At 64.4% G+C, this 26,019-nt stretch carries 25 protein-coding genes; 10 read left to right on the top strand and 15 right to left on the bottom strand.

Annotated elements, in window-relative coordinates:
* The 12 genes from M2432_RS14700 to M2432_RS14645 are packed head-to-tail and all read right to left on the bottom strand — an operon-like array spanning position 1 to position 14,679.
* Positions 1-1,731: an MlaD family protein gene (locus tag M2432_RS14700; RefSeq protein WP_280827544.1), complete on the bottom strand. Its 1,731-nt coding sequence runs from the start codon at positions 1,729-1,731 to the stop codon at positions 1-3.
* Positions 1,731-3,107: an MCE family protein gene (locus M2432_RS14695; protein ID WP_280827543.1), complete on the bottom strand. Its 1,377-nt coding sequence runs from the start codon at positions 3,105-3,107 to the stop codon at positions 1,731-1,733. The genes M2432_RS14700 and M2432_RS14695 overlap by 1 nt, the downstream gene beginning before the upstream one ends.
* Positions 3,104-4,579 carry an MCE family protein gene (locus tag M2432_RS14690; protein WP_280827542.1) on the bottom strand — a complete coding sequence of 492 codons (1,476 nt, stop codon included), beginning with the start codon at positions 4,577-4,579 and terminating at the stop codon, positions 3,104-3,106. The genes M2432_RS14695 and M2432_RS14690 overlap by 4 nt, the downstream gene beginning before the upstream one ends.
* On the bottom strand, positions 4,579-5,661 hold the full coding sequence (locus M2432_RS14685) for an MCE family protein (RefSeq protein WP_280827541.1): 1,083 nt from the start codon (positions 5,659-5,661) through the stop codon (positions 4,579-4,581). Before M2432_RS14685 ends, M2432_RS14690 begins: the two co-directional genes overlap by 1 nt.
* Positions 5,661-6,686 carry an MCE family protein gene (locus M2432_RS14680; protein ID WP_280827540.1) on the bottom strand — a complete coding sequence of 342 codons (1,026 nt, stop codon included), beginning with the start codon at positions 6,684-6,686 and terminating at the stop codon, positions 5,661-5,663. Before M2432_RS14680 ends, M2432_RS14685 begins: the two co-directional genes overlap by 1 nt.
* Entirely contained in the window at positions 6,683-7,960 is a 1,278-nt protein-coding gene (locus M2432_RS14675) for an MCE family protein (RefSeq protein WP_280827539.1), read from the bottom strand. The genes M2432_RS14680 and M2432_RS14675 overlap by 4 nt, the downstream gene beginning before the upstream one ends.
* Positions 7,961-7,972: 12 nt before the next feature.
* The gene (locus tag M2432_RS14670; RefSeq protein WP_280827538.1) at positions 7,973-8,818 is read right to left on the bottom strand and encodes an ABC transporter permease; all 846 of its coding nucleotides are present in this window, start codon (positions 8,816-8,818) and stop codon (positions 7,973-7,975) included.
* A gap of 18 nt (positions 8,819-8,836) precedes the next feature.
* Positions 8,837-9,646 (bottom strand): ABC transporter permease, encoded by an 810-nt coding sequence (locus M2432_RS14665; protein WP_280827537.1) that lies wholly within the window; start codon positions 9,644-9,646, stop codon positions 8,837-8,839.
* Positions 9,636-10,805 (bottom strand): thiolase family protein, encoded by a 1,170-nt coding sequence (locus M2432_RS14660; protein WP_280827536.1) that lies wholly within the window; start codon positions 10,803-10,805, stop codon positions 9,636-9,638. Before M2432_RS14660 ends, M2432_RS14665 begins: the two co-directional genes overlap by 11 nt.
* Entirely contained in the window at positions 10,802-11,986 is a 1,185-nt protein-coding gene (locus M2432_RS14655) for an OB-fold domain-containing protein (RefSeq protein ID WP_280827535.1), read from the bottom strand. Before M2432_RS14655 ends, M2432_RS14660 begins: the two co-directional genes overlap by 4 nt.
* 13 nt (positions 11,987-11,999) lie before the next feature.
* Entirely contained in the window at positions 12,000-13,211 is a 1,212-nt protein-coding gene (locus M2432_RS14650) for a CoA transferase (RefSeq protein WP_280827534.1), read from the bottom strand.
* Between the two features lie 43 nt (positions 13,212-13,254).
* Positions 13,255-14,679 (bottom strand): aldehyde dehydrogenase family protein, encoded by a 1,425-nt coding sequence (locus M2432_RS14645; RefSeq protein WP_280827564.1) that lies wholly within the window; start codon positions 14,677-14,679, stop codon positions 13,255-13,257.
* A gap of 314 nt (positions 14,680-14,993) precedes the next feature.
* Between M2432_RS14645 and M2432_RS14640 the strand changes: the two genes are divergently transcribed.
* From M2432_RS14640 to M2432_RS14620, 5 genes are all read left to right on the top strand, one after another.
* Positions 14,994-15,704, top strand: coding sequence for an SDR family NAD(P)-dependent oxidoreductase (locus M2432_RS14640; RefSeq protein ID WP_280827533.1), 711 nt, complete (start codon positions 14,994-14,996; stop codon positions 15,702-15,704).
* Positions 15,705-15,755: 51 nt separating this feature from the next.
* The gene (locus tag M2432_RS14635) at positions 15,756-16,616 is read left to right on the top strand and encodes a mycofactocin-coupled SDR family oxidoreductase (RefSeq protein WP_280827532.1); all 861 of its coding nucleotides are present in this window, start codon (positions 15,756-15,758) and stop codon (positions 16,614-16,616) included.
* A gap of 78 nt (positions 16,617-16,694) precedes the next feature.
* Positions 16,695-16,889, top strand: a complete 195-nt coding sequence (locus tag M2432_RS14630; protein ID WP_280827531.1) for a ferredoxin — start codon at positions 16,695-16,697, stop codon at positions 16,887-16,889.
* A 32-nt stretch (positions 16,890-16,921) separates the two neighbouring features.
* Positions 16,922-18,286, top strand: coding sequence for a cytochrome P450 (locus M2432_RS14625; protein ID WP_280827563.1), 1,365 nt, complete (start codon positions 16,922-16,924; stop codon positions 18,284-18,286).
* Between the two features lie 72 nt (positions 18,287-18,358).
* On the top strand, positions 18,359-18,652 hold the full coding sequence (locus M2432_RS14620) for a cytochrome C oxidase subunit IV family protein (protein WP_280827530.1): 294 nt from the start codon (positions 18,359-18,361) through the stop codon (positions 18,650-18,652).
* On the opposite strand, the gene M2432_RS14615 is transcribed toward M2432_RS14620, so the two are convergent.
* Both M2432_RS14615 and M2432_RS14610 read right to left on the bottom strand, forming a co-directional pair.
* A complete protein-coding gene (locus M2432_RS14615) occupies positions 18,594-19,256 on the bottom strand; it encodes a TetR/AcrR family transcriptional regulator (protein WP_280827529.1) in 663 nt (220 codons plus the stop codon). The genes M2432_RS14620 and M2432_RS14615 overlap by 59 nt on opposite strands.
* A gap of 1 nt (position 19,257) precedes the next feature.
* On the bottom strand, positions 19,258-20,028 hold the full coding sequence (locus tag M2432_RS14610) for an SDR family oxidoreductase (protein ID WP_280827528.1): 771 nt from the start codon (positions 20,026-20,028) through the stop codon (positions 19,258-19,260).
* A 119-nt stretch (positions 20,029-20,147) separates the two neighbouring features.
* Here M2432_RS14610 and M2432_RS14605 point away from each other — a divergent pair, with 119 nt between their 5' ends.
* The 5 genes from M2432_RS14605 to M2432_RS14585 are packed head-to-tail and all read left to right on the top strand — an operon-like array spanning position 20,148 to position 24,825.
* Positions 20,148-21,392, top strand: a complete 1,245-nt coding sequence (locus tag M2432_RS14605; protein WP_280827527.1) for an alkyl sulfatase dimerization domain-containing protein — start codon at positions 20,148-20,150, stop codon at positions 21,390-21,392.
* Entirely contained in the window at positions 21,389-22,138 is a 750-nt protein-coding gene (locus tag M2432_RS14600; RefSeq protein WP_280827526.1) for an SDR family oxidoreductase, read from the top strand. Before M2432_RS14605 ends, M2432_RS14600 begins: the two co-directional genes overlap by 4 nt.
* A 10-nt stretch (positions 22,139-22,148) precedes the next feature.
* Entirely contained in the window at positions 22,149-23,357 is a 1,209-nt protein-coding gene (locus M2432_RS14595) for a sulfotransferase (protein ID WP_280827525.1), read from the top strand.
* Positions 23,354-23,818 carry a VOC family protein gene (locus M2432_RS14590; RefSeq protein ID WP_280827524.1) on the top strand — a complete coding sequence of 155 codons (465 nt, stop codon included), beginning with the start codon at positions 23,354-23,356 and terminating at the stop codon, positions 23,816-23,818. Before M2432_RS14595 ends, M2432_RS14590 begins: the two co-directional genes overlap by 4 nt.
* Positions 23,815-24,825, top strand: coding sequence for a zinc-binding dehydrogenase (locus M2432_RS14585; protein WP_280827523.1), 1,011 nt, complete (start codon positions 23,815-23,817; stop codon positions 24,823-24,825). The genes M2432_RS14590 and M2432_RS14585 overlap by 4 nt, the downstream gene beginning before the upstream one ends.
* 18 nt (positions 24,826-24,843) lie before the next feature.
* Here M2432_RS14585 and M2432_RS14580 read toward each other — a convergent pair whose 3' ends face one another.
* Positions 24,844-26,019: an acyl-CoA dehydrogenase family protein gene (locus tag M2432_RS14580; protein ID WP_280827522.1), complete on the bottom strand. Its 1,176-nt coding sequence runs from the start codon at positions 26,017-26,019 to the stop codon at positions 24,844-24,846.

Raw genomic sequence — 26,019 nt, 5'->3', positions numbered from 1 at the left:
TCAGCTCGGCATCATCTGCTGCCACGAGCCCGCCGGCTTGACCAGATCGGTCTGCTTATAAAGCTTCCCGTCCGGGCTCATGTACTGCCCGCTGTGCGGGTCGTATCGGGCGATCGCCACTGACGGGCCACCCGATGGCCCCTTGAAGGCACTCGGTGCCGCCTGCGGCGCTGAATTATTGCCTGGCGCAGCACCATCCGCAGCCGGTGGCCCTGGCGCGACTGTCGGCACGTCGGTCGCCCGCGGCAAATCCCCCGGGCGTTCCGGAACCATCGGACCCTGCTGCTGGGCCGGTGGCGCAGGTACCGGCGGCTCGAGGTGCAGCGGCGGGTACGGCATCAGCGGACCCGGCGGCATACCCGGGAAACTGGCCGGCGGCGGTGGCGGCGGTGGCGGAGCCTGCGGCCGCTCGGCTACCCCCGGCGGCAGCCCTGAACCCTCGATCGGACCGTAGATGTTGTTGTCCGGCAACGACCGATCATCCGGGCGCACGCCCTGGGCGATCAGGTTCGGGTCGATCGGGTACGGACCCAATGCGTGCTGACGCTGGGCCAGCGGTTGGAAACCGTTGGGGTCGTTACACAATTCGACGGTCGGCGCCCGCTTGCCAGGATGATCCAGGCATGGGTAGTTGCGCGCACCGCGAACTGCGATCGGTGAATCCTGCGGCAATTTGCAGTACAGGTTGTCGGGCGTGTCGACGTCGCTGAGGTCGGCCGGTGAGCGCCACGCCGACGGCGGCAGGAAGCCGACCGTGCAGGACGGTGGGTCACCCAGGCCGAGCGAGAACTCACCGTTGGGCAGACCCGTTGGGTTGTTGACCGGTGCATAGGTCTCGATCTGAGACACGAACGGCGGCAACAACACCAGCAACTGCTCAACTGAGGCATGCCAGGTGACAGCGATCTGGCCGATGGTGCTCAGGTTTGCGAGCAGAATCGGCAGGGTCGGCTTGATCTGGTTGAGCAGCATGGTGGTTTCCTGGGCGAAACCCGGGCCGTCGTGCAGAATCCGGCGGAATTGGGAGTCGTTGTTGGCCATGGTGCCAGTGATGCCGGCCAGGCTGGACGCCCAGGACCGCGTCGCATCGGTGGTCTGTGCCTGCGCATCCAGGAACGGCCCGGAATTGTCGACCAGCTTGCGCATCTGATCAGACACCCCGTTGGCGTCGTGGGTCAGCTTGGAGGCCGAGTCCAGCAGCGAACCGAAGTCGTAGCCGGTGCCGTTGAACGCGGTGTACGACTCGTCCAGCAACTTGCTCAGTTGGTCACCTGGAATGGTATCGACCAGTGCGCCGAGCTTGTCCAGCATCGGGCCGACCGGCTGCGGAATGCTGGTGTTGGCAGCCGGGATCACCGCGCCGTTCTGCAGGTACGGACCGGAGTTGTTCTTGGGCAACAGATCCACATACTGCTCACCCACCGCGGACATGCTGCGGACCTCGGCCCTCAGATCGGCCGGGACCTTGGGCGAGGTGTCCAGTGACAAGGTGGCCTCTGCCCCGTTGGGCGTCAGCTTGACGTCGGTAACCCGGCCGATCTGCGACCCCCGGTAGGTGACATTGCTGAACCGGTAGAGGCCGCCGGTGGCCGGCAGCTGCAGCTTCACCGTGAGGCGGTCGAGGCCGAGCAGGGTCGGCACCTGCATGTAGGTGAACACCATCACCGCCACCCCGATGATCGAGGCGATGGTGAAGATGATCAGCTGAGTCCGTACGAAACGGGTGAGCATCAGTGTCCTCCGTCTGGAGCCGGCGGTGCTGCAGGTGCCGAATTGCCGTACGGCCCAGCGAATATCGGACTTGACCCACCCTGCTGGGTGACCGATGCAGGTCCACCCGACAGACCCGTCGCCGGCGGTACCACCGGCAGGATCGGTCCGACGTTGGTCGCTACCGGCGGCGGAGCCCACGGCGGCTGCGGCGAGCTCGGCACAAACGTCCCCGGTGGCGGTGGGTTGACCCCGGTCTTGAGCGGGTCGTAGGTGTAGTTCAGGTACGCCGGGTCGCCCGGCGCCGGCACCAGTTGGGTGCCCTCCTGCCCCCACCGGGTGCCCAGGAACAGGCTGTGCTTGAGGCGTGGGACAGTGAAGTCGACGATGGCGAACAGGTTGTAGTAGTCGCCGCGGATGGCCCGGTCGATGAAGCTGGTGGTGAACGGGAAGTGCGGCAGGTACTCCAGCACCGTGTCAACGTCCGGACCGAGCGCGGTGAACGCCTCCAGCGCCGGGGTGAGGTTCTGCAGGTTGCTCACCAGGTCGGCCTTGGAGTCCTGCACCAACTGAGTCGCGACGTTGCTGAACTTGCCCAGCTTCTCCAGAGCGGTGGTCAGCTGTGGCCGTTCCTTGACCAGCACATCGATGGCAGGCGGGATCTTGTTCAGAGCCACGGTCAGCACGTCGCGCTGGCCGGCGAAGGTCGACGCCAACCGGTTCAGCGACTGGATCGAGTTGACGATGTCGTCCCGCTGATCGTCCAGGATGCCCACAAAATCGTTCAAACGTGTTAGCAGATCGCGGAATTGGGCTTCGTGACCGTTCAGTGCAGTACTGAAGTTGTGGATCACATCACCGATCTGCCCCAGTCCGCCGCCATTGACCACGGCTGCCAGCGACGACAATGTCCGCTCGGTGGTCGGGTAGGTCGACGCATTGTTCAGTGAGATCGTTCCGCCAGGCGGCAGTGCCCCACTGGGAGCCTGCCCAAGTGGCGGGTCCAACGCCAGGTGCATCGACCCGAGCAAACTGGTCTGTCCCACCCGGGCAATGGCATTGGCGGGCACCACAACTCCCGGCTTCACCGAGAATTCGATGTCGGCGTGCCAATTCTTTGCGGTCATGTTGCGCACGCTGCCCACCACCACGTCATTCATCATGACCGGCGAATTCGGCTCCAGCGTGGCCACATTCGCGATCTCGACGTGGTAGACCGTCGAACCCGAGCCGCGGCCCACCGCACCGGGCAACGGCAGCGAGTTCACACCCTGAAATGCACACCCTGTTGAGGTCAGCAGTACGCACGAACCGGCCGCGAGCCCGGTCACCACCGCGCGGGCAGTCCGCTCTCTGCGTGAACGACGTTTCACCCCAACGTTTTTCGCTGCCCTCATGCTGGTGGCGTCCCTTCTGCCGGTGCCGGTCCTGCCGGAGCAGGAGCTGGCGCCTGTACTTCCGCAGCCAGCGGTGGTGTCTGCGCGGGTGCCGGACCCGGTGCCGGGCCGGCCGGGTTCAGCATGGACCACACCGAAGGTGGCATGTTGGTCCCCGGGTTGGGCGGCGCACCCGGCAACAGCTGGTCGGCTCCTGGCGGTGTCTCACCCGGCGCGCGTCCGGTGAACGGCGGCGGGGGTATGGGTCCCGGGTTGTACGCCGACAGCGACGGCGAAGTCTCGGCCGGCCTGGGAGACCCGCCACCGCCGCCCGGAGCCAGACCCGGCTCAGAGTAAATGATGTCCTCGGGGTTGGCCGACGGCATCAGGTACGGATCGATACCGAATGGCAGGTGGTTGAAGTTCGTCAGTCGCAGTGCCGGCCCCAGGTACTGCGAGCACAGCTTTGCGGTCTCCGGCGCGGTGGTGTTTTCGATCGCACCGATTGCGCCGCAGATGAAATCGACCGGCGACGACAGATTGTGCAACACGAACTGGCCCACCGCACTACCGGTGCTCGGGTTGTAGATGTTGTACGCGTTGATGAATTCGTTGGGTGCGATGTGCAGGATGTTCTTGAGCTGCATCTGGTTATCCACCAGATTCTGCGTCACGTTCCCCAACCGCTGAATCTGTTCGGCGGTCTGATCCCGGCTTCCGGCGACGAATCGCTGCACCTCGCTGATCGAGGTCGACAGGTCCTTCAGCGCGGCATCGAGATCGGACTTGCTGCTGTCCACCACACCACTGAGCGTGACCAACCGGTTCTGGAAGGAGACCACCTGAGTGTTGCTGTCTTTCAGCGCGGTGACGAAGGTCTGCAGGCCTTTGATGATGTCGACCATATTGCCGCTGCCGTTCGCCAACACCCGCGCCGCACCGGCCATCTGGGTAATGGTGTCGTGCAGCTTCTGGCCGTTGCCGTCCAAGGCATTTGCCGCACTGTCGATGATCCGGGACACCGAGGTACCCGAGACTCCACTGCGAGGACCAAGCTCGGTCGCCAACCGGGTCAGCTGGGTCTTGACCTCGTCCCACTCCACCGGAACCGCGGTGCGGTCCAACGGAATCACGGCGTTGTCGGCCAGCTTGGCCCCACTGTGCTTGAAGGCCGGGGTCAGCTGCACGTACCGCGCCGCCACCAGGTTCTGCGCCACGATCAACGCCTTGGCGTCAGCGGGGATCGGTACGTCCCGGTCGACCTTGAGGGTCAGCCTGCTCTGAGCGCCCTCCGGCGTGATCGAGTCGATGGAGCCGACCTTCACCCCGGCCACCCGGACGTCGTCGCCCGGGTAGACGCCGGTGGCCGAGGTGAACAACGCCGAGAAGGTCTGCGGCGCGAAGTACAGCTTCCGCACCAAGAATCCGGCGCCGATCACCAGCAGTGCGGCGATGGCGACTGCGAGCAGTGTGGTCATCCGTTTGCGCGTCATCAGCGCGAACCTCCGGGAATCCCGTTGTAGGGGATGGGGAATTCAGCACGAGGCCCGGCATTGTCCGGCGGCTGACCGGCGTTGACACCGCGTCGGAAGCCGAACGCGTAGTCCAGGAACGGCTGAATGGTCTCCATCGGGTTCAGGTTCGGCACGTAGGCGTTGTAGTACGGGCCGTTGGCCAGCGTCTCGCCCTGCGCCAGCATGAACTTGCGCAGGTCAGGCAGCAACTTCGTGATGTTGTCCCGGTTCTTCTCCAGAACCTCGGTCACCGAGTTGAGCCGCTTCAGGGTCGGCGCCAGTTTGTCCTCGTTGTCCTTCACCAAACCGCTGAGCTGCTTGGACACCGCAGAGGTGTTGGCCAACAGCGCGACGATCGCCTCACGGCGGTCGTTGAGCACGCCGAGCAGGTCGTTGGCGTCCAGGATCAACGTGTTCAGCTGCTGACTACGCTGCGACAGCACCCCGGTGACGTTGGCTGCGCTCTTGAGCAGCCCGCCCAGGTTATCGTTGCGGCTGTTGAGCGATCGGGCCAGCCGGCTCAATCCATCGAAGGTGGGCCCCAGCTTCGGCGCGATCTGATCCAGCGTCGCTGACAAAGTGTCCAGCGACTGGTTCAGCGACGCGGTGTCGGTGCCCGCCGTATTGGTGGTCAAGTCACTGATCGCATCGGTCAGCGAGTACGGCGACGAGGTCCGGGTTGCCGGGATGAGGTCGTTGGGGCGCATGGTTCCGCTGCCCGCCGACTCCAGCGTCAGCACACGCTCACCGAGCAGTGAACCGGTGCGGATGTGCGCGGTGGTCTGCGACCCCAGCGGGAACTTCCCCTTCGTGCTGAAGGTGACAAGCGCATTGCCGTCACGCAGCGCGATGGCGCTGACCGTGCCGACCTTGATGCCCGACATGGTCACCTGGTTTCCGACCGACAGGCCACCGGCCTCGGCGAACTCGGCCTTGTACCGAACAGAGGTCGCCCATTGGGTGATCCGCTCGGGCTGCAGACCGATCGCGATGACCAGAATGATCAGCACGATTCCGAAGAATCCAGCCTTGACCAGTTGTGCCCCACGATATTTCAACATCAGGGCTCACCACACCTTCCGCCTTCTTGCTGCAGCCACGGGAACACCGCGGTGCGGCCCTGCAGGTCAGTTACTCGGAGCGACAGACCACAGATGTAGTACATGATCCAGCTGCCGTACGAGCCGAGCCGGGCCAACTTGCGGTAGTAACCCACGTCCTTCTGCAGGCCACGGTCAAGGGTCGTCTTGTCGTTATTGAGGAACGGCGCCAGCCGGCTCAGTTCGTCGACAGTGTTCTTCAGCGGCTCCCGCGCCTGGGTCAGCAGGCTGGTGATCGACGCAGTGCCCTGGTCGAGTTGCGTGATGGCGGTGCCGATCGGATCCCGATCCTTGGACAAGCCACTGATCAACTGCTGCATCTTGTCGATGGCTCCGGAGAACTTGTCCCCGTCCTTGGACAGCGTGCCCACCACCGTATTCAGGTTGTCGATCAGTTGCGCGATGGTTTGCTCGTTGTCCGCCAAGTCATTTGAGAACGACGAGGTCTTACCCAGTAGCGAATCCAGGTTGTCGCCCTGGCCCTGGAAAATCTGCACCAGCGACGAGGTCAACGCATTCACGTCTTGCGGGTTGAGGCCTCGAACCACCGGGCGCAGCCCGTTGAGCAGCAGATCCAAGTCCAGGGCACCGGAGGTGCGGTCCTCCGGGATGGTCGAACCGGCCGGGAGGATCCGACTGGACCCCGGACCATCCATCAACTCCAGGAACCGGTCACCGACCAGGTTCAAGTAGCGGACCGCGACTTTGGTCCCGGTAGTCAGCACCACGTCCTTGTCCGCATCAAAGGTAACCAACACCTTGTGATCCTGTTGCAGCTCAACATCATTGACGGTGCCGACCCGGACGCCGGCGACCCGGACCGAGTCCCCGCCCTTGAGCCGGGAGGCATCGCCGAACACCGCGGTGTACTGCGATGTGGAGCCGCTGCGGTATTGACCGAACGCCATGAACAGGAAGGCGGTCAGCACGATCATCACCACGGCGAACGTCGAGAACTTGAGCAGTGTGGAGTTTGAGCGTTTCATCCGGGCATTCCCGCCTGAGTGGTATTGCGTGGCGGACCGTCGATCGGTCCGAACAGCAGTTGCTTTAGGCCGTCGGAGTTGAGCAGGATGCCCTGGTTCCCGTAGGCCCACGGGTTGGCGCCGGTGTCGGTCACCAGGTACTTGGACCGGTTACCGAACCCGATGTACGGCAAGCCCATGCACTGGGGACCGCCCTTGGCCGCCACCTTGGGCAAGTTGGCCGGATACCGGTAGCGGTCGATACCAAGAGTGAAGGCCACGTTCACCACCACACCCGGATTCATCTGCGGCGGCTGGTGCGCCATGAAGTTCATGCCGGCCAGCGCACATTTGAGACCCGGTGCGTATTCACGCAGCAGATCGGTGGTCGGGGTCAGCAAGTGCAGCACATTGCTGAGCTGTTCCCGATTGCCGCCCAGCACGTCGTTGCCGGTATCAGCCAGGCCGGTCAAGTTGACCAGGAAGTTGTCCAGGCTCTTCTGCTGGCTGACCAGGGTGTCACTGATCCTGTTGGTGTTCTTGACGGTCTGCAGCAGTTCCGGCGCGGCGTCCGCGTAGGCGCGAGACACTGGTGCCAACTGCTTCATGTCGTGACCGAAGTTCTGCAGGCTCGGATTGAGCTTGGCCAGCAGTGCGTCGAAATCGACCATGGTCTGGCCGAATTGCTCACCGCGGCCGGATACCGCCGTCGACATGGCGGCCAGGGTCTGGTTCAGCTTGGCCGGGTCGAGCTTGTTCAGCACATCGGTCAGCTGCTGGAAGACGGTGTTCATCTCGACGGTGACGTGATCACCCTGCAGCACCTTGCCGGCCTGTATGGGAGTCGACGACGGCTGTTCGGGCACCCGCAGTTCGACGTACTTGGCGCCGAACACGGTCGACGAGGCGATGTCGGCGCGGACGTTGTCCGGGATCAAGTGCATCTGATCGGGGTCCATGGCCAGATGCAGCACAGCCATGCCGTCGGGTCGTTGCTCGATGGAGTCGACCTTGCCGACCTGCACGCCGCGCATCTTGACCTTGGCGTCGGTGTTCATCACCAACCCAGCGCGCTGCGAAATGAGCGTCACCGGAACGGTTTTGGTGAACGCGCTGGAGAACAGCGCGACTGCCAACCCGACAACCGCCGCGATGGCCACAATGGTGACCAACCCGGCGATCGGGCGGGCCAGATTGGTCGCACCGAAATCGCCGCCACCTTTGGCGGCTACCGGAGCCGCCGAGCTGGAGGTCTCCGAGCGATAAATGGGCCCTGGGCCCAAATGTTCTGTCACAGCCGGATTCCCCTAGCCCGAGAGGTTGAAGTTGCCGTTGGAGCCGTAGATCGACAGCGACACCAACAGCGTCACCGACACCACCACGACCAAGGACGTCCGCACCGCGTTACCCACGGCCACTCCCACACCCGACGGGCCGCCGGTGGCGAAATACCCGAAGTAGGTGTGGATGAACAAGATGGTCAGCGCCATCAAGATGGCTTGCAGAAACGACCACAGCAAATCCACGGGGTTCAGGAACGTGTTGAAGTAGTGGTCGTACAGACCGGCGGACTGACCGAACAGCACCACCGTGACAAACCGCGACGCGATGAACGACAGGATCACCGCGATGGAGTACAGCGGCGTGATGGCGATCATGCCCGCCAGGATGCGGGTCGAGACCAGGTACGAGATGGGCCGGATCGCCATCGACTCCAACGCGTCGATCTCCTCGTTGATGCGCATGGCGCCCAGCTGCGCGGTCACGCCGGCTCCGAAGGTGGCGGCCAGGCCGATGCCTGCCACGATCGGCGCAGCGATGCGCACGTTGATGAACGCGGACAAGAATCCCGTCAGGGCCTCGATGCCGATGTTGCCCAGTGAGCTGTAGCCCTGGACGGCCAGCGTGCCACCGGTGGCCAGGGTCAAGAACCCGACGATGGCCACCGTGCCGCCGATCATCGCCAGCGTCCCAGCGCCCATGGAAATCTCGGCGATCAGCCGGATGATCTCTTTGCGGTAGTGCCTTCCAGCGAACGGCACCCCGGCCAACGCCTTGCCGTAGAACAAGGTGTGGTCACCGATCCGGCTCAAGAACGAGACCGGCCGGCTCAACTCCCGCGCCAACCGCGGATAGGTCTGCTTCAACGCCATCAGTACGCCCCCCGCGCCTTACCGAGCTGTCATCCGGATACCGATGGCGGTGACCACGACGTTGATCACGAACAACGCCATGAACGCGTACACCACCGTCTCATTGACCGCGTTGCCCACGGCCTTGGCGCCACCACCGGAAATGGTCAGCCCGCGGTAGCAGGCCACCAGGCCGGCGATCAGCCCGAACAGCGCCGCCTTGACGCACGAGATGATCACCTCGGGCACCCCGGTCAACAGCGTGATGCCAGCAGCAAACGCGCCCGGGTTCACGTCCTGGACGAACACCGAGAAGATGTAGCCGCCTAGGATGCCGATGATCACGACCAACGAATTGAGCAGCAAAGCGACCAGCCCTGAAGCAAGCATTCTGGGCGTCACCAACCGCGCCACCGGGTTGATCCCGAGCACCTCCATGGCGTCGATCTCCTCGCGGATGGTGCGCGACCCCAAGTCCGCACACATCGCGGTCGCGCCGGCACCGGCCACGATCAACACCGTCACCATCGGGCCCACCTGGGTCACCGCACCGAACGCCGCACCCGCACCGGACAGGTCGGCCGCACCCAGTTCCCGCAGCAGGATGTTCAAGGTGAACGACACCAACACCGTGAAAGGAATGGCCACCAACAACGTCGGCGCCAACGACACTCGCGCCACGAACCACGACTGCTCCAAGAACTCCCGCATCTGGAACGGCCGCTGAAACGCGTACTTCACCGCATCGGCAGACATGGCAAACAACCCACCGATGGCCTGCATCGGCCCGGACGCGCTACGCCCAAACGAAATACCCGGCGACCACCGGTCCGGCCCTTTACCTGCCATCAGCGCCAGGTCCTTCCAGAATCGTGACGGCCGACACTGCTGTCGGACCGCCAATATTGTGCGCCAACGCCAGGCGGGCTCCATCCACCTGGTTGTTGGCCGTGCCACGCAGCTGCTGAAACAACTCGACGCACTGTGCCACACCGGTAGCCCCCGGCGGGTGGCCTTTGGACTTCAACCCACCACTCGGATTGACCGGCAGGGATCCGCCGACCGTGGTGGCCTCCGTCTCGACCAGTTTGTGTCCGCCGAACCTGTCGACGAAACCCAAATCTTCATAGCTGATCAGTTCGATGCCCGTGAAGAAATCGTGAACTTCGGCCACATCAATTTCCCCAGGCGTCAACCCTGCCATGCCGAATGCCTGCTTGGCCGCCCGGACTGTCGCCGGGAAGGTCGTCATGTCGGATTTGTGTTGGTGCATAACCGAATCCAGGCCCAGACCCACCCCGCGGATCCACACCGGCCGGTCGGTGAACCGGTCCACCACGTCTTCGGCAGCCAGCACAAGGGCGGCCGCGCCGTCACTCTGGGGCGCGCAGTCGTAGATCCCGAACGGGGTCACCACGGTGGGCGCGCTGAGCGCTTGCTCAACAGTGATCTCGAATCGCAGTCGGGCCTTGGGGTTGTTGACGCCGTGTCGGTGGTTCTTCACAGCGATCATGGCCAGGTGTTCCCGGGTGGCCGGTGACTCGTGCAGGTACCGCCCGACGTGCAGGGCAAACCCCGCCGGCGACACCAGGCCCAGCGGGTAGTCCCAGGCCATGTCCCGGGCCATGGCCTCCCATTGCCAGAGCATGTCTTTGCTGGTGGTGTCGCGCAGCTTGTCCGCACCCATCACCAGAGCAATGTCGAAAGCTCCCGAAGCCACTCCGAACAACGCGTTGCGCACTGCGTCATTGCCGGTGGCACAGGAGTTCTCGACCCTGGTGACCGGCAGGTCCGGCAGCCCAAGGGTGTCTGCGAGGTTGCCCGACGGGAACCCGTCGGTGGTGCCCATGGCACCCAGCCAGGCGGCGTGCAACTCATGCTTGTCGATGCCCTTGTCGACGCTGGCCGCACAGTCGGCAAACGCCATCGGCAGTAAGTCCTTGAGCCCCAAGGCAAAATGCTCGCCGAACGCGGTCATCCCGGCACCGACGATCGCCACCCGCCTCACGCCGCCGCCTCGGGCTCGAACATGTACCCATAGTCGGGCACCCCGGACCGCACCGCTACCCGACGGAGGGTGAGCCGGCCGCGGTCGCCGATGCCGACCGAGCCGGGTTGTGCGCCAGTGACCTTCACCAGCGCGCGGATGCCGACCTCATCGAGTTCGACGATGACCAGTGAATAGGGGGTACGCAGACCCGGCACCGGCATGTGGACGGTGGTCTCGGTGTAGATGCTGCCGGTCCGTGGCAACGGCACCATCTCGTAATCGGTGGCCAGGGCTCCGTCGTCGGCGACCCGGTAGCGCGGCGGGAAGTCCAGATCGTCGGAGCCGGTGAACCGCCCGGCCTCCCAACGGGTCTTGGCCTCGAAGGCCCGCTCGTAGGCGGCCAGCGAAATCGGGATGTCTCCACCGGCCACCTGGGTGCCGGCCGGCATGGCCTGTGCGACCGGTTCCTGCCGGTACACCCTGGCCGCACCGCCGCTGACCGTCATACCCGACAAGCTGGCCTGTTCGACGGCGACCAGCGGGCCGGTCCGGCCGTTCTCGGCCATCCCGGCCAGCGCGAAAATGCTTGAACTGGCGCCGAAAGTCGGCAGTGCCGGCGGGTCGCCGACACACAGGTCGGCTGTCCGGTGGTGGTCGACCCCGGCGATGGCGGCCGGGGTGTCCAGCCACGCCGCTTCCAACGACGCGATCAGTCCGCGTTCGTGCAGCAACCGCGGATCACCGTAATCGCTAACGGTCCCAACGTCATTACGGGTCCGCACCGGCAGGCTGCGAGCCACTCGCGCGGCGGTCCGCACCTGCAGCCCGGTGACCTGCTGGCCTTCGGCGGTGATCAGCGCAGCCGCCCCAGCCGGCTCCAGGTCGACGCCGATGATCAGCGTTCGCGGCCGGGCTGAGCTGACCGCGTCCAACGTCGCCGGCGCACCACCGAGCCGCTCGTCGACCTCAAGCTCGGGGTCGAGGCCCAGACCCGCCAAAAGCACCGCCGCGTTGCTGCTTTCGGTCAGCGGCAGATTACGGCTGACCAACACAACGCGCTCGACACCGGCACCGGAGCCCAGGGCGGCCCGGCCGGCCTCGACGGCCATGGTGATGGCGTCCTCGTCATCACCGGCGATCCGGCGCAGGGAGGTACCCCAGCACGGTAGGTAAGTGCCGATGGCGACGACTGTGGGCATGGACGATCTGCGCCTAGGTGACGGCGCCGGCCGTCTTGAGCTCGATGATGCGGTCCCAGTCCAGGCCCAGCTCCTGCAGGATCTCGTCGGTCTGCTCGGCGAAGGCGGGTGCTCCCCCGGTCTGCGGAGCCTCGACGTCGAACTGCACGGGATTGGCCACCAGCTCCAATTCCCCGGCCTGCACGATGTATTCGTTGGCCCGGACTTGCGCGTCCTGCGCGACCTGCAGGGTGTCCTGTACCGGCGCCCACGGCCCGGCCAGGGTGGCGAACCGCTCGCTCCACTCCGGCAGTGACCGCTTGATCATCGTCTCCCGCAGGATCTCCACGGCGGCCGGAGTGTTCTCGGCGAACGACTCGGCCGTCGCGAAGCGCGGATCGTCGATGTAGTCGTCCAACTCCATGTGCTTGCACACGTCGGCCCAGAACTTGGTGGGCTGCATCATGACAAATGAGATGTAGCGCTCATCGGCTGTCGCGTAGACACCCACCAGCGGGTTGATCGGTGACCCGTGCACACCCGGCGGCTGGGCGACCAGACGCTGGTCGAGGTGGCTGGTCAGTGCGATGGTGTGGCCCATCGCCCACAGGCCGCTGCCCAGCAGCGAGACGTCGACCACCGACGGTTCACCGGAGCGCTCGCGCTTGAACAGCGCCGCGGCGATGCCGCCGGCCAGGTTGGTGCCGGAGATGGTGTCGCCGTAGGCCGGGCCGGGCGGGCCGACCATGCCGTCCATCCCGGGCGGGGTGATGGTGGCCGCCGTACCGGCGCGACACCAGAAGGCGGTCATGTCGTACCCGCCCTTTTCCGACTCAAGGCCGCGCGGGCCCAGCGCGCTACCGCGCGCGTAGATGATCTTCGGGTTGACCGCACGGATGTCGTCGACATCCATACCGAAGTTCTTGCGGTGTCCGGGCAGGAAGCTGGTCAGGAAAACGTCTGCGCGCTTTGCCAATTCGAGCAGCACCTCGCGGCCCTCTGGCACCGAGACATCCAGGCCGATGCTGCGCTTGCCACGGTTGGCGTGCTCGATGTTCGGGTTGGGGTCGCCCTCGACCCGCAGCGGACCGGTCTGGCGCAGGCCGCGCTGCGGATCGCCGGTGACGGCATGCTCGACCTTGATCACCTCAGCACCCCACTCGGCCAGCACTGCGCCGGCCGACGGGACGAACCCGTACATGGCGACCTCGAGGACCCGGACTCCCTCCAATGGCTTACCGGTCAACGTTTCGTTCTCCCTCGCTCGTAGCTGAATGGCGGTCGGTGGTTCAGCCGACGACCGTGGCAAAAGTCTTGCGCTCCAAGAACTCTTCGAGCCCTGCCGCACCCATCTCGCGGCCGATGCCGGACTGCTTGTACCCGCCGAACGGGCTGTCGGGGCTGAAGTAGTTGCCGCCGTTGATGGAGAACGTCCCGGTGCGGATCCGGCGGGCCAGCGCGATGGCTCGGTCCTGGCCACCGAAGACCGCGCCGGATAGGCCGTAGATCGAATTGTTGGCGATCTCGACGGCGTGGTCATCATCGTCGTAGGCGATCACCGCCAGCACCGGTCCGAACACCTCTTCCTGGGCGATCTCGCTGTCCGGGTCGACGTTGGTCAGCAGCGTCGGGGTGTAGAAGTAGCCGGGGCCCTTCTTCTCGCCGCCGGTGACCAGGGTGGCGCCTGCCTCGACCGCCCGCTGCACCATGGCGTCGACCTTGTCGCGCTGCTTCTCACTGATCAGCGGACCCATGTACGTCTTGGGGTCAGTCGGGTCGCCCCAGCGCACGTGCGAGAAGTTGGTCTTGATCATCTCGACGATCTCGTCGTGGTGCTTGCGCGGCACCAGTAACCGGCTGGTCAGCGCACAGCCCTGGCCCGCGTGGGTGACCATGCTGAACGCAGAAAAGACTGCGGCCATACCGAAGTCGGCGTCGTCGAGCACGATGGCGGCGGACTTACCGCCCAGTTCCAGGAACACCCGCTTGAGGGTGGCGCTGGCCGCGGCCATGATTGCGCGTCCTACGACTGTGGAGCCAGTGAACGTCACGGCATCGACGTCGGGGCTGGTCGTCAGCGCGACACCGACCTGCGCGTCGGACGAGCTGATGACGTTGACGACGCCGGCCGGGATGTCGGTGTGGTTGGCGATCAGCTCGCCGAGCGCCAGCGTGATCAGCGGGGTGTCCGGCGCAGCCTTGAGCACCACGGTGCAGCCGGCAGCCAGAGCCGGCGCCAGCTTGGCCAGCGCTAACTGGTTCGGGTAGTTGTAGGCGATGATGGCCGACACCACGCCGGCGGCTTCCTTCTCGACCCAGCGGTGGTGCTGGGCGCCGCGGACCTCGACGTTGCCCAGGTCCTCGGTCATCGGGAACGTCTTGAGCAGATCGGCGTAGTACCGCACGATCGCGATGGGCTGGTCCAGCTGCGCACCCTGGGTCAGGGCGGCGGTGGCGCCGACCTCCGCGGTGGTCAACGCCGCGAGTTCGTCGCGGTGGTCGATCAGCGCCTGGTGGAACTGATCGAGGCAGCGGATCCGCAGCTCCACATTGGTGGCCCAGTCGGTTTCGTCGAAGGCCTTTCGGGCGGCAGCGACGGCGGCCTCGGCATCGGCCACAGTGGCCTCAGGGGCGTAGCCCAGCACCTCCTCGGTGGCCGGGTTGATCGAGGGGTAGGTCGTTGCCGTACCGACGAGTTCGCCGTTAATCAGCATGCGACGATCAGCGCCGACTGCCGGCCCGTCGCCCACATTCTTATCTGCGTTGTTGTCAGCGTTCTTATCGACGTCAACCGTCACCTGGGCCATCCATCCTCCTCGGCGTGCAGCACTGTGATGAAAATTTCATTCTCATCACCGGCGAATCATACATTCGGCTCGAGAGAAGACAACTAAGGCTCGACGACCTAGTCACATGGGGTGCCGTCGCGGAACACACCTATGAACTGGCCCTACATCGCACGCCGTCATGTCTTGCGGTGTTACCTAATACGAGAGTACGGTTCTCATAATCGGAAGGGTGATTCTTAGTGACTGAATCTGCGAGGACGGCCGTCGTCACCGGCGGCGGCTCGGGCATCGGTGCGGCCATTGTGGAGCGACTGCGTAAAGACGGCTTGAACGTTGCCATAATCGACCTGAACCCGTCTGACGACGAGTTCTCCTACACCGCAGACGTCACTGACGTCGCGGCTGTGACTGCCGCGTTCGACGCAATCCGCGCGCAACTGGGCCCGATCTCGGTTCTGGTCACCGCCGCCGGACTGGACGCCTTCAAGAAGTTCCACAACACCGACTTCGCGGTCTGGCAGAAGGTCGTCGACGTCAACCTCAACGGCGTGTACCACTGCATCCAGGCCGCGCTGCCGGACATGCGCGCCGCCGGTTGGGGACGCATCGTCAACATCTCGTCGTCCAGCACCCACTCGGGCGCGCAGTTCATGTCGGCCTACGTCGCCGCCAAGTCCGCGGTCAACGGCCTGACCAAGACGTTGGCCCTGGAGTACGGACCCGAGGGCATCACGGTCAACGCGGTGCCGCCGGGCTTCATCGACACCCCGATGCTGCGTGGCGCCGAGCAGCGCGGCTTCGTCCGCGTAGAAGAGACCATCGCCAAGACGCCGGTGCGCCGGATCGGACGGCCCGAAGACATCGCCGCCGCGGTCTCGTTCCTCGCCTCCGAGGATGCCGGCTACATCACCGGCCAAATCCTGGGCGTCAACGGCGGCCAGAACACCTAAGTCAATCCGAAGCCAAACCGAGCAATCACAGATCAGTCGAAGGGACATCACGTGGGACGGGTAGCGGGCAAAGTCGCATTCATCACCGGCGCAGCACGCGGACAGGGCCGCAGCCACGCGGTCCGGCTGGCCGAAGAGGGCGCCGACATCATCGCAGTCGATTTCTGTACCGACTTCGAGACCATCGGTTACAAGATGGCCACTCTTGAGGACCTCGAGGAGACCAAGAACTTCGTCGAGAAGACCGGACAGCGTTGCTTCACCGCGCAGGCCGACGTCCGTGACGCCGCCGCGCTGGCTACCGCCCTGGAAGCCGGCATCGCCGAACTGGGCAAGCTCGACATCGTTGTGGCGCAAGCCGGTATCGCAGGCATGAAGGGCCAGCCGCCGCTTCAAGCCTGGACCGACGTCATCAACGTCAACCTGGTCGGCACCATCAACGCCATCCAGGTCGCACTGCCGCACCTGAAGGAAGGCGCATCGATCGTCGCCACCGCCTCGGCCGCGGCACTGATGGACGCCCACAACAAGCCCAACCCCGGCGCCGACCCGGGCGGCATGGCGTACATGACCTCCAAGCGACTGATCTCGCAGTACGCGCATGACGCGGCAACCGAATTGGCGCCGCGCGGCATCCGGGTCAATGTCATCCACCCGACCAACTGCAACACCAACATGTTGCAGAGCTCGCCGATGTACAAGTCGTTCCGTCCCGACCTGGAAGACCCTCAGCTCAAGGATGCCGAGCCGGTCTTCTACGTCCAGCAGGCCATGAAGGTGCCGTGGGTCGAGCCGGTCGACATCAGCAATGCAGTGCTGTGGCTGGCGTCGGACGAGGCTCGGTTCGTCACCGGCATGCAGCTGCGCGTGGACGCCGGCGGCTACCTCAAGTGGTACGACTACCACATCTGATGACCTGTGATTTCGGCGCGCTCCGTATCGCCGAGAGTGACGGAGCGCGCCGAGATCATCATGAAAAGGAGTGAGACAGTGAAGGTTTCAGTTGACGGGCAGCGCTGCCAGGGTCATACGCTGTGCTCGATGATCGCCCCGGATTCCTTCGTGCTCAGTGACATCGACGGCAGCTCGTCGCCGGTGTCCGAGTTGGTTCCGGTCGATCAGCAGGATGCCGTGCGCGAGGCCGCCCACTCCTGCCCCGAACAAGCCATCCTCATCGAGGAATGAGTAGGGAGAATTCCTTGAGCGTCAACGATTCCATGGCTGATACCAGCCAGGACGATTCAGCTGACGATCGCAAGAAGAACACCTTCTTCTTCGATCGGCACACCCCGGAATATCGCGACCAGTTCGTCGAGATCACCAGCGAGATGCAGGCCAAGTGCCCGATGGCGTGGAGCCCCACGTACAACGGTCACTGGGTGGCCGCCGACAGCAAGCACGTGTTCGAGCTGGCCCGCTGCCCCGTGGTGTCCAACCACCACGACTTGACCGGCGAAACCCCGTATCAGGGCATCACCATTCCAAAAGCCCAGCGCGCCACCGTCGTTCGCGGCGGTATCCTGGAAATGGACGAGCCCGAACACAGCACCTACCGCGGCGCGTTGAACCCGTACCTGTCCCCCGCGGCGATCAAGCGCTGGAAGCCCTTCGTCGATGAGATCGTGCGTGCCTCCATCGACGAGAAGATCGAAAGCGGCCGTATCGATTTCGTCGATGACCTGGCCAATATCGTGCCGGCGGTGCTGACCCTGGCGATGATGGGTATCAAGCTCGAACGGTGGATGATCTACAGCGAGCCCGCCCACCTTTCGGTGTCAACGCCAGAGCACTCGCCCGATGCCGCACGCGTCGCCGAGATGAACCGGCAGATGGGCATCGACATGATCAACACCATGATGGAGGTCCGGGAGAACCCGCGGCCCGGTCTGGTGAATGCCTTGCTGCAGTTACGGATTAACGGCGAGCCGGCTCCTGATCTGGAGATCCTGGGCAATCTCGGCCTCATCATCGGTGGCGGTTTCGACACCACCACCGCGCTCACCTCACACGCTCTGGAGTGGCTGTCGCAGAACCCGGCCGAGCGCGAACGACTCAGCCGAGAGCGCGATACCCTGCTCGACCCGGCGACCGAGGAATTTCTGCGCTTCTTCACCCCGGCGCCTGGCGATGGCCGCACCTTCTCCGGCGATGTCGAGTTCGAGGGCACGAAGTTCAAAGAGGGCGAACGACTCTGGATCTCGTGGGCCATGGCCAACCGGGACCCCTCGGTGTTCGAAAGCCCCAACGAGGTCATCTTGGACCGAAAGGGCAACCGGCACTTCAGCTTCGGCCTCGGCGTACACCGCTGTGTCGGATCGAATGTGGCCCGCACGGTGTTCAAGTCGATGGTTACCGCGGTGCTCGACCGTATGCCCGACTACGTCTGCGATCCGGCGGGCGCCGAGCACTACGAGTCCATCGGCGTCATCCAGGGCATGAAGCACCTGCCGGCGACGTTCACGCCGGGCAAGCCGCTCGGACCCGGTTTGGATGAGACGCTCAAGAACCTGCAGCGGATTTGCGATGAGCAGCTGCCGGCGCGGCCGATCACCGAGCACAAGGCGGAGGTCGTCATCGACTAAGGCGGTTCAGTCGCCAACGAAAAGGAGGGCGACTGAGAGGGCTCATTCGTCATCGACTGATGGGGTGAGGGCGTGACGTCACTTGCCGGCAGGCTGACTGCATCCGGGCAATCGGTGACTTGTGGATGGATCGCGCTGTGCGCCATCACCTTTGCCTCATGGCGGCTGGCGCCCGAGTACACCGGACATGCCGCAGAACCCAGCAGAGTCATCCCCGTCGCGGTGATCCTGCTGGGATTCATCAAGGGCCGCTCGGTGATACGTAACTTCATGGAGGTCCACAGCGCCCCACGATGGTTCCGGATGTTCACCGATGCGTGGCTGACCGTGCTGTGGTGCGCGATTCTGCTGATCTATCTGACGTAGTCGGCCGCCCCACCGCACCCGCCACCGCTTCGAGCGTGGCACTGAGCCCTGGGACGTCATATAGCGCGCTTTCGCCTGCCGCCAACCTGATGAACACGCCCGCCATGAACGTCATCACTGCGGTGGTCTGGGCATCGAGCAACTCCGCGTCCACCGAGGGCCGTAGGTGCGCGATGGCCTCACGGCACATCGCGCCGATTCGCCTGACAGCCAATTTCGACGCCTCGGCCAGATCGGGATCGCGCGAGGCGCACAACAACAACTCGTGGCGGGCACGGTTCAACGCCAACCCCGAACCATCTGACTGGTCCAAGGTCAACTGCGCCAAACGGTCGAACGGATGCCGAGCGTCAATCGGTGTGTCGGTCACGGATAGCATGTTGGCCGAATCGATTTCGGCCACCCGGTTGCCGACGCCGCGCAGCAGTGCGTCGCGGGTCCGGTAGTAGTACGACGTCGTACCATCGGGCACACCTGCGTAGCGATCGACCTGGGCATGGGTCAAGCCTCGCGAACCGTTTTCGGCCAGCACCCTGATTCCGGCGTCACAGAGTTCTCGACGTCGTTGGTCGCCGTCTCGGCGGCGGGGCGTGGAAGTGGTCATCTCAGCGCAGGACGGTGCCACCGTCGATGTTGATGATCTGCCCATTGATCCACTCGCTCTCGTCCGACAGCAGGAAGGCCACCAGTGACGCGACGTCATCAGGTTCGCCAACCCGGGTGCCGCGGATTCGCTTGAGCGCCGAGGCCTCCAGATCCGGCCACTGCGGCGCGGATCGGATGGCATCAGTGGCGGTGAATCCCGGCGCGACGGCATTGCACCGAATACCGTCTTTGCCCCATCGAGATGCCACATGCCTTGTCAGGGCGCCGATTCCGGCCTTGGCGGTGGCATACGCCGGCCGAGCCGGTTCACCTTGAAAGGCAGCGGCCGACGACATGTTTACGATGACCCCGCCGCCCCGGGTGAGTAGGTGCGGTATGGCGTATTTCATGGCCGAGACATAACCTCGCAGACTGACCGTCATCACCCGGTCCCACACGTCCAGATCAATTGAGACGACGTCGGTATCCAGACGGATGGTCGACATGTCGGCCCCAACGTTGAACATCCCGTCCAGGCCGCCGTAGGTCTGCACGGCAGCGTCGACCAACGCCTTCACCGAGCTCGGATCGGCAAGGTCGAACTCGACCGCAGTGGCGGTGCCACCCGCGGCCACAATCGCCTCCGCAGTGCGTTGTGCCCCATCAAAGGCGATGTCCCCCAACACAACCCGGGCGCCCTCGGTACCCAGCCTGGCGGCGGTGGCCGCTCCAAGACCGGTGGCACCACCGACGACGATGACCACACGGTCGGCCAACCCTCGCAATGACATTCCGAAGACCTCTTCTCGCCGAAACGCTCTTGACATCAACTCTAGAGGCCTAGAGTATCAACTCTAGGTTTCTAGAGGTAGAGCTAACCACCACGTTCCGCACCGCTCGGAAGGGATACATGGCCGGCATACATCGCGATCGCCCCGGCGCCGCTGATCTCGCGGCAGCAACGGACACTCCTGCCATCGACATCGACGACGGCCTCTGGATGTCACCTGGGGTGTCGAACGCCTACGCGGTGGCCACCGATGAAGGCCGGGTGATCATCAATGCCGGGCTGATCTTCGAAGGACCGCTGCGCCAGAAGGCTTTTCAGGACGTCCCCGGCCCCACCCGGGCGATCATCCTGACCCAGGGACACCCTGATCACTGGGGCGCGGTAACCATGTTGCGGGACACCGACACCGACGTCGTGATGCACCGCAACTATCGCTACTGGCGCGACGACAATGCCCGACTCGCCGGTTACCGGGTGCCCCGAACCAATTTTGCGTTCAAGAAGTTCAGCGACGCCATCGCCGAACATCTCAAAGACATGGACCCGTCGACAATCGACTTCTCCTTCCCCGAGCCGTCCACCACATTCGATACCACCCACCGCCTCAGCGTCGGCAGACGCGACTTCGAGTTGGCCTGGACGCCTGGGGGCGAAACCACCGACGCCCTGGTCGTGTGGCTGCCGCAGGATCGAATCCTGTTCACCGGCAATCTGTTCGGCCCGCTGTTCGGGCATGTGCCCAACCTGGTCACCATCCGCGGTGACCGCTACCGCGACCCGATTCAGTACATCGAGTCGCTGAACACAGTCCTGGAATACGGCCCGTGCCGGCTCATCACCGGTCATTTCGACCCGATCGAAGGTGCCGACCGGATCGCCGAGGAGGTCACCGCGATGCGCGATGCCATGCAATCGGTGCACGACCAGACCATCGAGCTGATGAACTCCGGGGCCGATGTGTACACGGCAATGAGCCGCGTGCGCATCCCCGAGCATCTCGATGTCGGCGAGGGCTACGGCAAGACGTCGTGGAATGTGCGGGCCATCTGGGAGATGTACACCGGGTGGTTCCACCAGCGCTCCACCACCGAACTGTATGGCGTCGCACCGGATTCGGTGGCTGCAGATGTGCTGGCCGCAGCCGGCGCCGATCGACTCATCGACACCGCCCGGGCACACCTGAGCGAAGGAAGTCCCCTTCGGGCTCAGCAGCTGCTGGACCTGGTGCTGGCCGCCGAGCCCAACAACAAGGCGGCCCGCGCCGCCGCCGTCGAGGCTCACAAAGCCCTCCAGGCTAACGCTCAAAACTTCTGGGAGAAGGCCTGGTTGACCAAATGCATCAACGAATTGAGGACCGAGCAGTGAATACCCTGAGCTTCGACTACACCGGCGCCAAGGTGCTGGTGACGGGCGGCACCAGCGGGATCGGTTACGCGATCGCGAACGATTTCGCCAGGGCCGGCGCGGCCGTCACCGTCACCGGCACCCGTGAGTCGGCTGCCGTCTATCCGGAAACCGACCTGAGCGCGTTCACTTTCCGGCAGTGCAACCTGTCGGACACCGTAGCCCTCGACGCGCTACCCGGATCACTCGACGGCCTCGACATCCTGGTCAACAATGCCGGCGGCCCGTACGCCGGCGGCAAGGACGAATGGGACCCCGACGGCTACGCCGCATCGGTGGCGGTCAACATGGCCGCCCATATGCGACTGACCATGGGCTGTCATGAGCTCCTCAAAGCCAGTGGTGCACAGGGCGGTTCGAGCGTGATCACCATTGTGTCGATGTCTGCATTCGTGTCCGCGGTCAACGTTCCGGCATATAGCTCATCCAAGGCCGGGATGGTGGCCTTCACCAAGAACCTGGCCCGTCGCTGGGTCCACGACGGCATCCGGGTCAATGCCGTGGCACCCGGGCTGATCGATACCCGGATGACCCACCCGGTGCTCGACATCCCGGCGCTGCTCGAACCGGAGATGCGGCACACGCCGATGGCGAGAATGGGCCAGCCCGAAGAGATTTCGCCCGCAGTGCTGTTCCTCTGCAGCAGTTCCGCCGGCTACATCACCGGTACCACGCTGGCCGTCGACGGCGGCTACCTCACTGTATAGGAGCGCCCAGATGAACACCTACGACAACGTCAGCACTGCCGTCGACGTATTCGAACTGGCGTCACAACAGACCGGGCTCAGCGACATCGATTCCGACTCCTGGCACGAGGGCCTGGCGATCATCGTCGATGAGCTGAACACCTCATCGGCATTCTCGCCGGGCGGCAGGCACAAGATACTCACGGACTCGGTCGACGCGCTCGCGCGCCGGCTGCAGGTCAACGACTACATCAAGACCCACCCCGAGGTGCTCGAAGCGCCGGTCGAGCGGCCGCTGATCGTGCTCGGCATGCCTCGTACCGGGACCACCGTGGTCAGCTATCTGCTCGACCAGGACGCCGGCCGCCGCTCGCTGTTGCATTGGGAATGCGTGCATCCCATTCCGCCGGCCACCACCGACACCCTGCGCACCGACCCGCGATGCGTGGCCCTGCTCGAGCAGCAGCAGCACATCCTCAATGCGGTCCGTAGTGCAAACATGTCGTTGCCGCACTGGGAGGACGCCGACGGGCCGACCGAGGACATGTTCATCCACAACCAGGACTTCAAGGGCTTGTCCTGGGACGCTTTCCTGGCCACCCCGCGCTATTCGCAGTGGCTGTTGGAAAAAGCTGACATGACAAGCGCTTACGAGTACCAAAAGCGATATCTGCAGGTGCTGCAGTCGCAGGCACCGGGCACCTGGAGCCTGAAGATGCCGTCGCATTCGGTGCATATCGAGCCATTGTTGAAGGTATTCCCGGACGCCCGACTGATCTGGGCACACCGCGACCCGTACAAGGCGACCGGTTCGTTGGCCAACATGTGGCGGTTGCCCAAGGGAATGTGCCTCAACCCTGATGCTGTCGACCTACACGCGCTGGGCCGGGATGCGGCGTACCAGATGGCCTACCACGTGAACCGTCCGCTACAGGCGCGCAAGCGAATCGGCGATGACCGCTTCTTCGACATGCATTACCACGAGCTGATGCGCGACCCCATCGACGTGATGCGCCGCATCTACGACTGGGCCGGCGATCCGCTGACCCCGGAGACCGAGAGCCGAATGATGCAGTGGCTCAAGGAACATCCGCAGGACACCTACGGTGTCAACCGGTACGCGCTGGACGAGTACGGGCTGACCATCGCAGACTTGGAACCGGTGTTCGCCGAGTACCTGGACACCTTTGACATCGAATTGGACGTCGAATTGAACATCGAAAAGAGTGTGGCTGAATGACTCCACTGTCCCCCGCTGACTGCTACCACGTTGGCCTGATTGTGCCGGACCTGGACACCGCAATCGCTCAGATGACCGCCGCCGGTGGCTACACCTGGACCAAGCCGGTCGAGGCCACTCTGAAGATCACCACCGATGACGGCGACGTCGATGTGCCGTTCAAGTTCGTCTATTCCATCGAGGCACCACATCTGGAGCTGATCCAGGAGGTACCCGGCACGATCTGGGCCGCTCCCAAAGACGGTGCGGCACACCACCTCGGCTACTGGGCCGACGACCTGGCCGCGGCCGCGGCAGGCCTACAGGACGCCGGCTACCGGTTGGAAGCACGGCCCGCGGGTGAGCAATTGTCGTCATTCGGGTACTTCCTCAGCCCCACCGGTATCCGGGTCGAACTCGTTGACCGCGCGCTGTTTCCCGACTTCCCCGGCTTCCTGGCCATGATGAAGGCCGAATCATGAAGTCGACGCTGGTAACCGGTCCCGGCCAGAGTGCAGTGATTGATACCCCAGAGCCGACCATCGGCGACGACGACGTGCTGGTCCGGATGCGCGCCTGCGGCATCTGCGGATCCGACGCCTTCTACGTCGCCATCGGCGGCATCCCCCCGCGGCAGGGCTGCACTCCGCTCGGGCATGAGCCCGCAGGAGAGGTCTGCGCCGTCGGCACCGGGGTTAGCGGCATTGCGGTGGGTGATCACGTGGTGATCAACCCGATGGCTGCCCCCGACGGCATCATCGGAAACGGTGGGCCGCAGGGCGCGTTGGCCGACTACCTGCTGATCAAGGACGCCCGTCGCGGCGTCAATCTGGAAGTCATCCCCGACCGCATCCCCTGGCAGGTAGCCGCACTCAACGAGCCGATGGCCGTTGCCAGGCACGGCGCCAACCAGTGCAAGCCCACACCGGGCGCCAAGGTCGTGGTGTTCGGCGCCGGGCCCGTCGGCCTGGGTGCAGTGCTGGCCTTCAAATCCCTTGGGGCGGGCCATATTGTGGTCGTCGACCTGATCGCATCCCGGCTGGACAAGGCGATCCAGGTTGGCGCCGACGCCGTGATCAACTCGACCGAAGAGGACGTCGTCGCCCGACTGATCGACCTGCACGGTCCGGGCGAGGCAATGTTCCCTGGCAAGGCCGGCACGGACATCTATCTCGACGCCGCGGGCGCACCGGCGGTGGTGACCACGGCGCTGACCGCAGCGAAAAAGGGTGCGACGCTGGGCATCGTCGGCGTGCACAAGGAGCCGGTACCGATCGAGTTGACCAACGTGATGAGCAACGAGATCACCATCGTGGGATCGATGGGCTACCCCGACGAGTTCTTCCAGGTGACCGCCGACCTCGTCGACAACTGGGAGAAGTACGCGCTGATCGTCAGCCACACTGTGCCGTTCGCCGAGGTGTCACGCGCCCTCGACCTTGCCGCGACACCTGGTGCGGCCGACAAGGTTGTGGTCACCTTCGGGTGACCACAACCCAGCCCAGCCTCAGCCGCGCGGCAGTCCCAGCACCGCTGTGGCGATGATGTTGCGCTGAATCTCCGACGTGCCGCCGGCAATCGTCCCGGAGAAGCTGCGGGCGTAGCGCTCGAACCACGACGCGAAATAGTGGTCCAGGTTCATGTGCTCGTACGGACCGGTGGTCGACGGATGCACCAGTCCCTCAATGCCCGCTGCGTCCAAAGCCCGCTCCATGGCGTGCATTTCAGCTTCAGAACCGAGCAGCTTCAGCACCGACACCGAGGCGGTATCACGCTCACCGCGGGCCGCGCGCGCCAAAGAGATTGAGCCCAAGGCGCGCAACGCCTGGTAATCCATGATGGTGGAGGCGTACTGGTCGCGCTCCAGTGGCGTACGCGGCGTGAAGTCGGCGATCAGATTGTCGATCCGGTCGGCGAAACCCAGCCACATCATGGTGCGTTCGTGGCCGAGCGAACCGTTGGCCACGCCCCAGCCACCGTTCAGCGGTCCCACCAGATTCTCTGCCGGCACCACTGCGTCGGTGAAGAAGACCTCGTTGAAGTCCTTGTTTTCCTCACCGCACAGATCGGCGAACGGACGGCGGACCACGCCCGGAGTATCGGTCGGGATCACCAGCACCGAAATGCCCTTGTGTTTCGGGGCATCGGGATCGGTTCGCACGAAGGTCAGCAGGAAGTCGGCGTCATGAGCGCCTGACGTCCACACCTTCTGGCCGTTGACCACGAAGTGATCACCCTCGAGTACCGCCCGGGTACGCAGCGAGGCCAGGTCCGAGCCGGCACTGGGCTCGCTCATGCCCAGCGACGCGGTCATCTCGCCACGCAGCACCGGCACCGCCCAGCGATGCTTCTGCTCATCGGTGCCGAACGAAAGCAGCGACGCCGCAATGATATTGACGCCCTGCGGGTTGAAGCTGTGGTAGATGCGCCGCTTGCAGAGCTCTTCGAGGTGTACATACTGCTGCAGCACCGAGGCGTTGCGTCCGCCGAACTCGGGCGGCTGGGCCGGCAGCAGCCATCCGTTGTCGAACAGCTTGCGCTGCCAGTCGCGGGCCCACTGCGGCATGTGCGACACCGATCGCGGCCGCTCCAAAGTCTCTGCGGCACTGGGCAGATTCGCTTCCAGGAAGGCCACGAACTCGGCCCGGAACTCCTCGACGTCAGAGTCAAAAGTCAGCTGCAT

It is taken from the genome of Mycobacterium sp. OTB74 (assembly GCF_029892685.1).
Classification (GTDB): domain Bacteria; phylum Actinomycetota; class Actinomycetes; order Mycobacteriales; family Mycobacteriaceae; genus Mycobacterium.
This window is presented reverse-complemented; position numbering and strand designations above follow the sequence as displayed.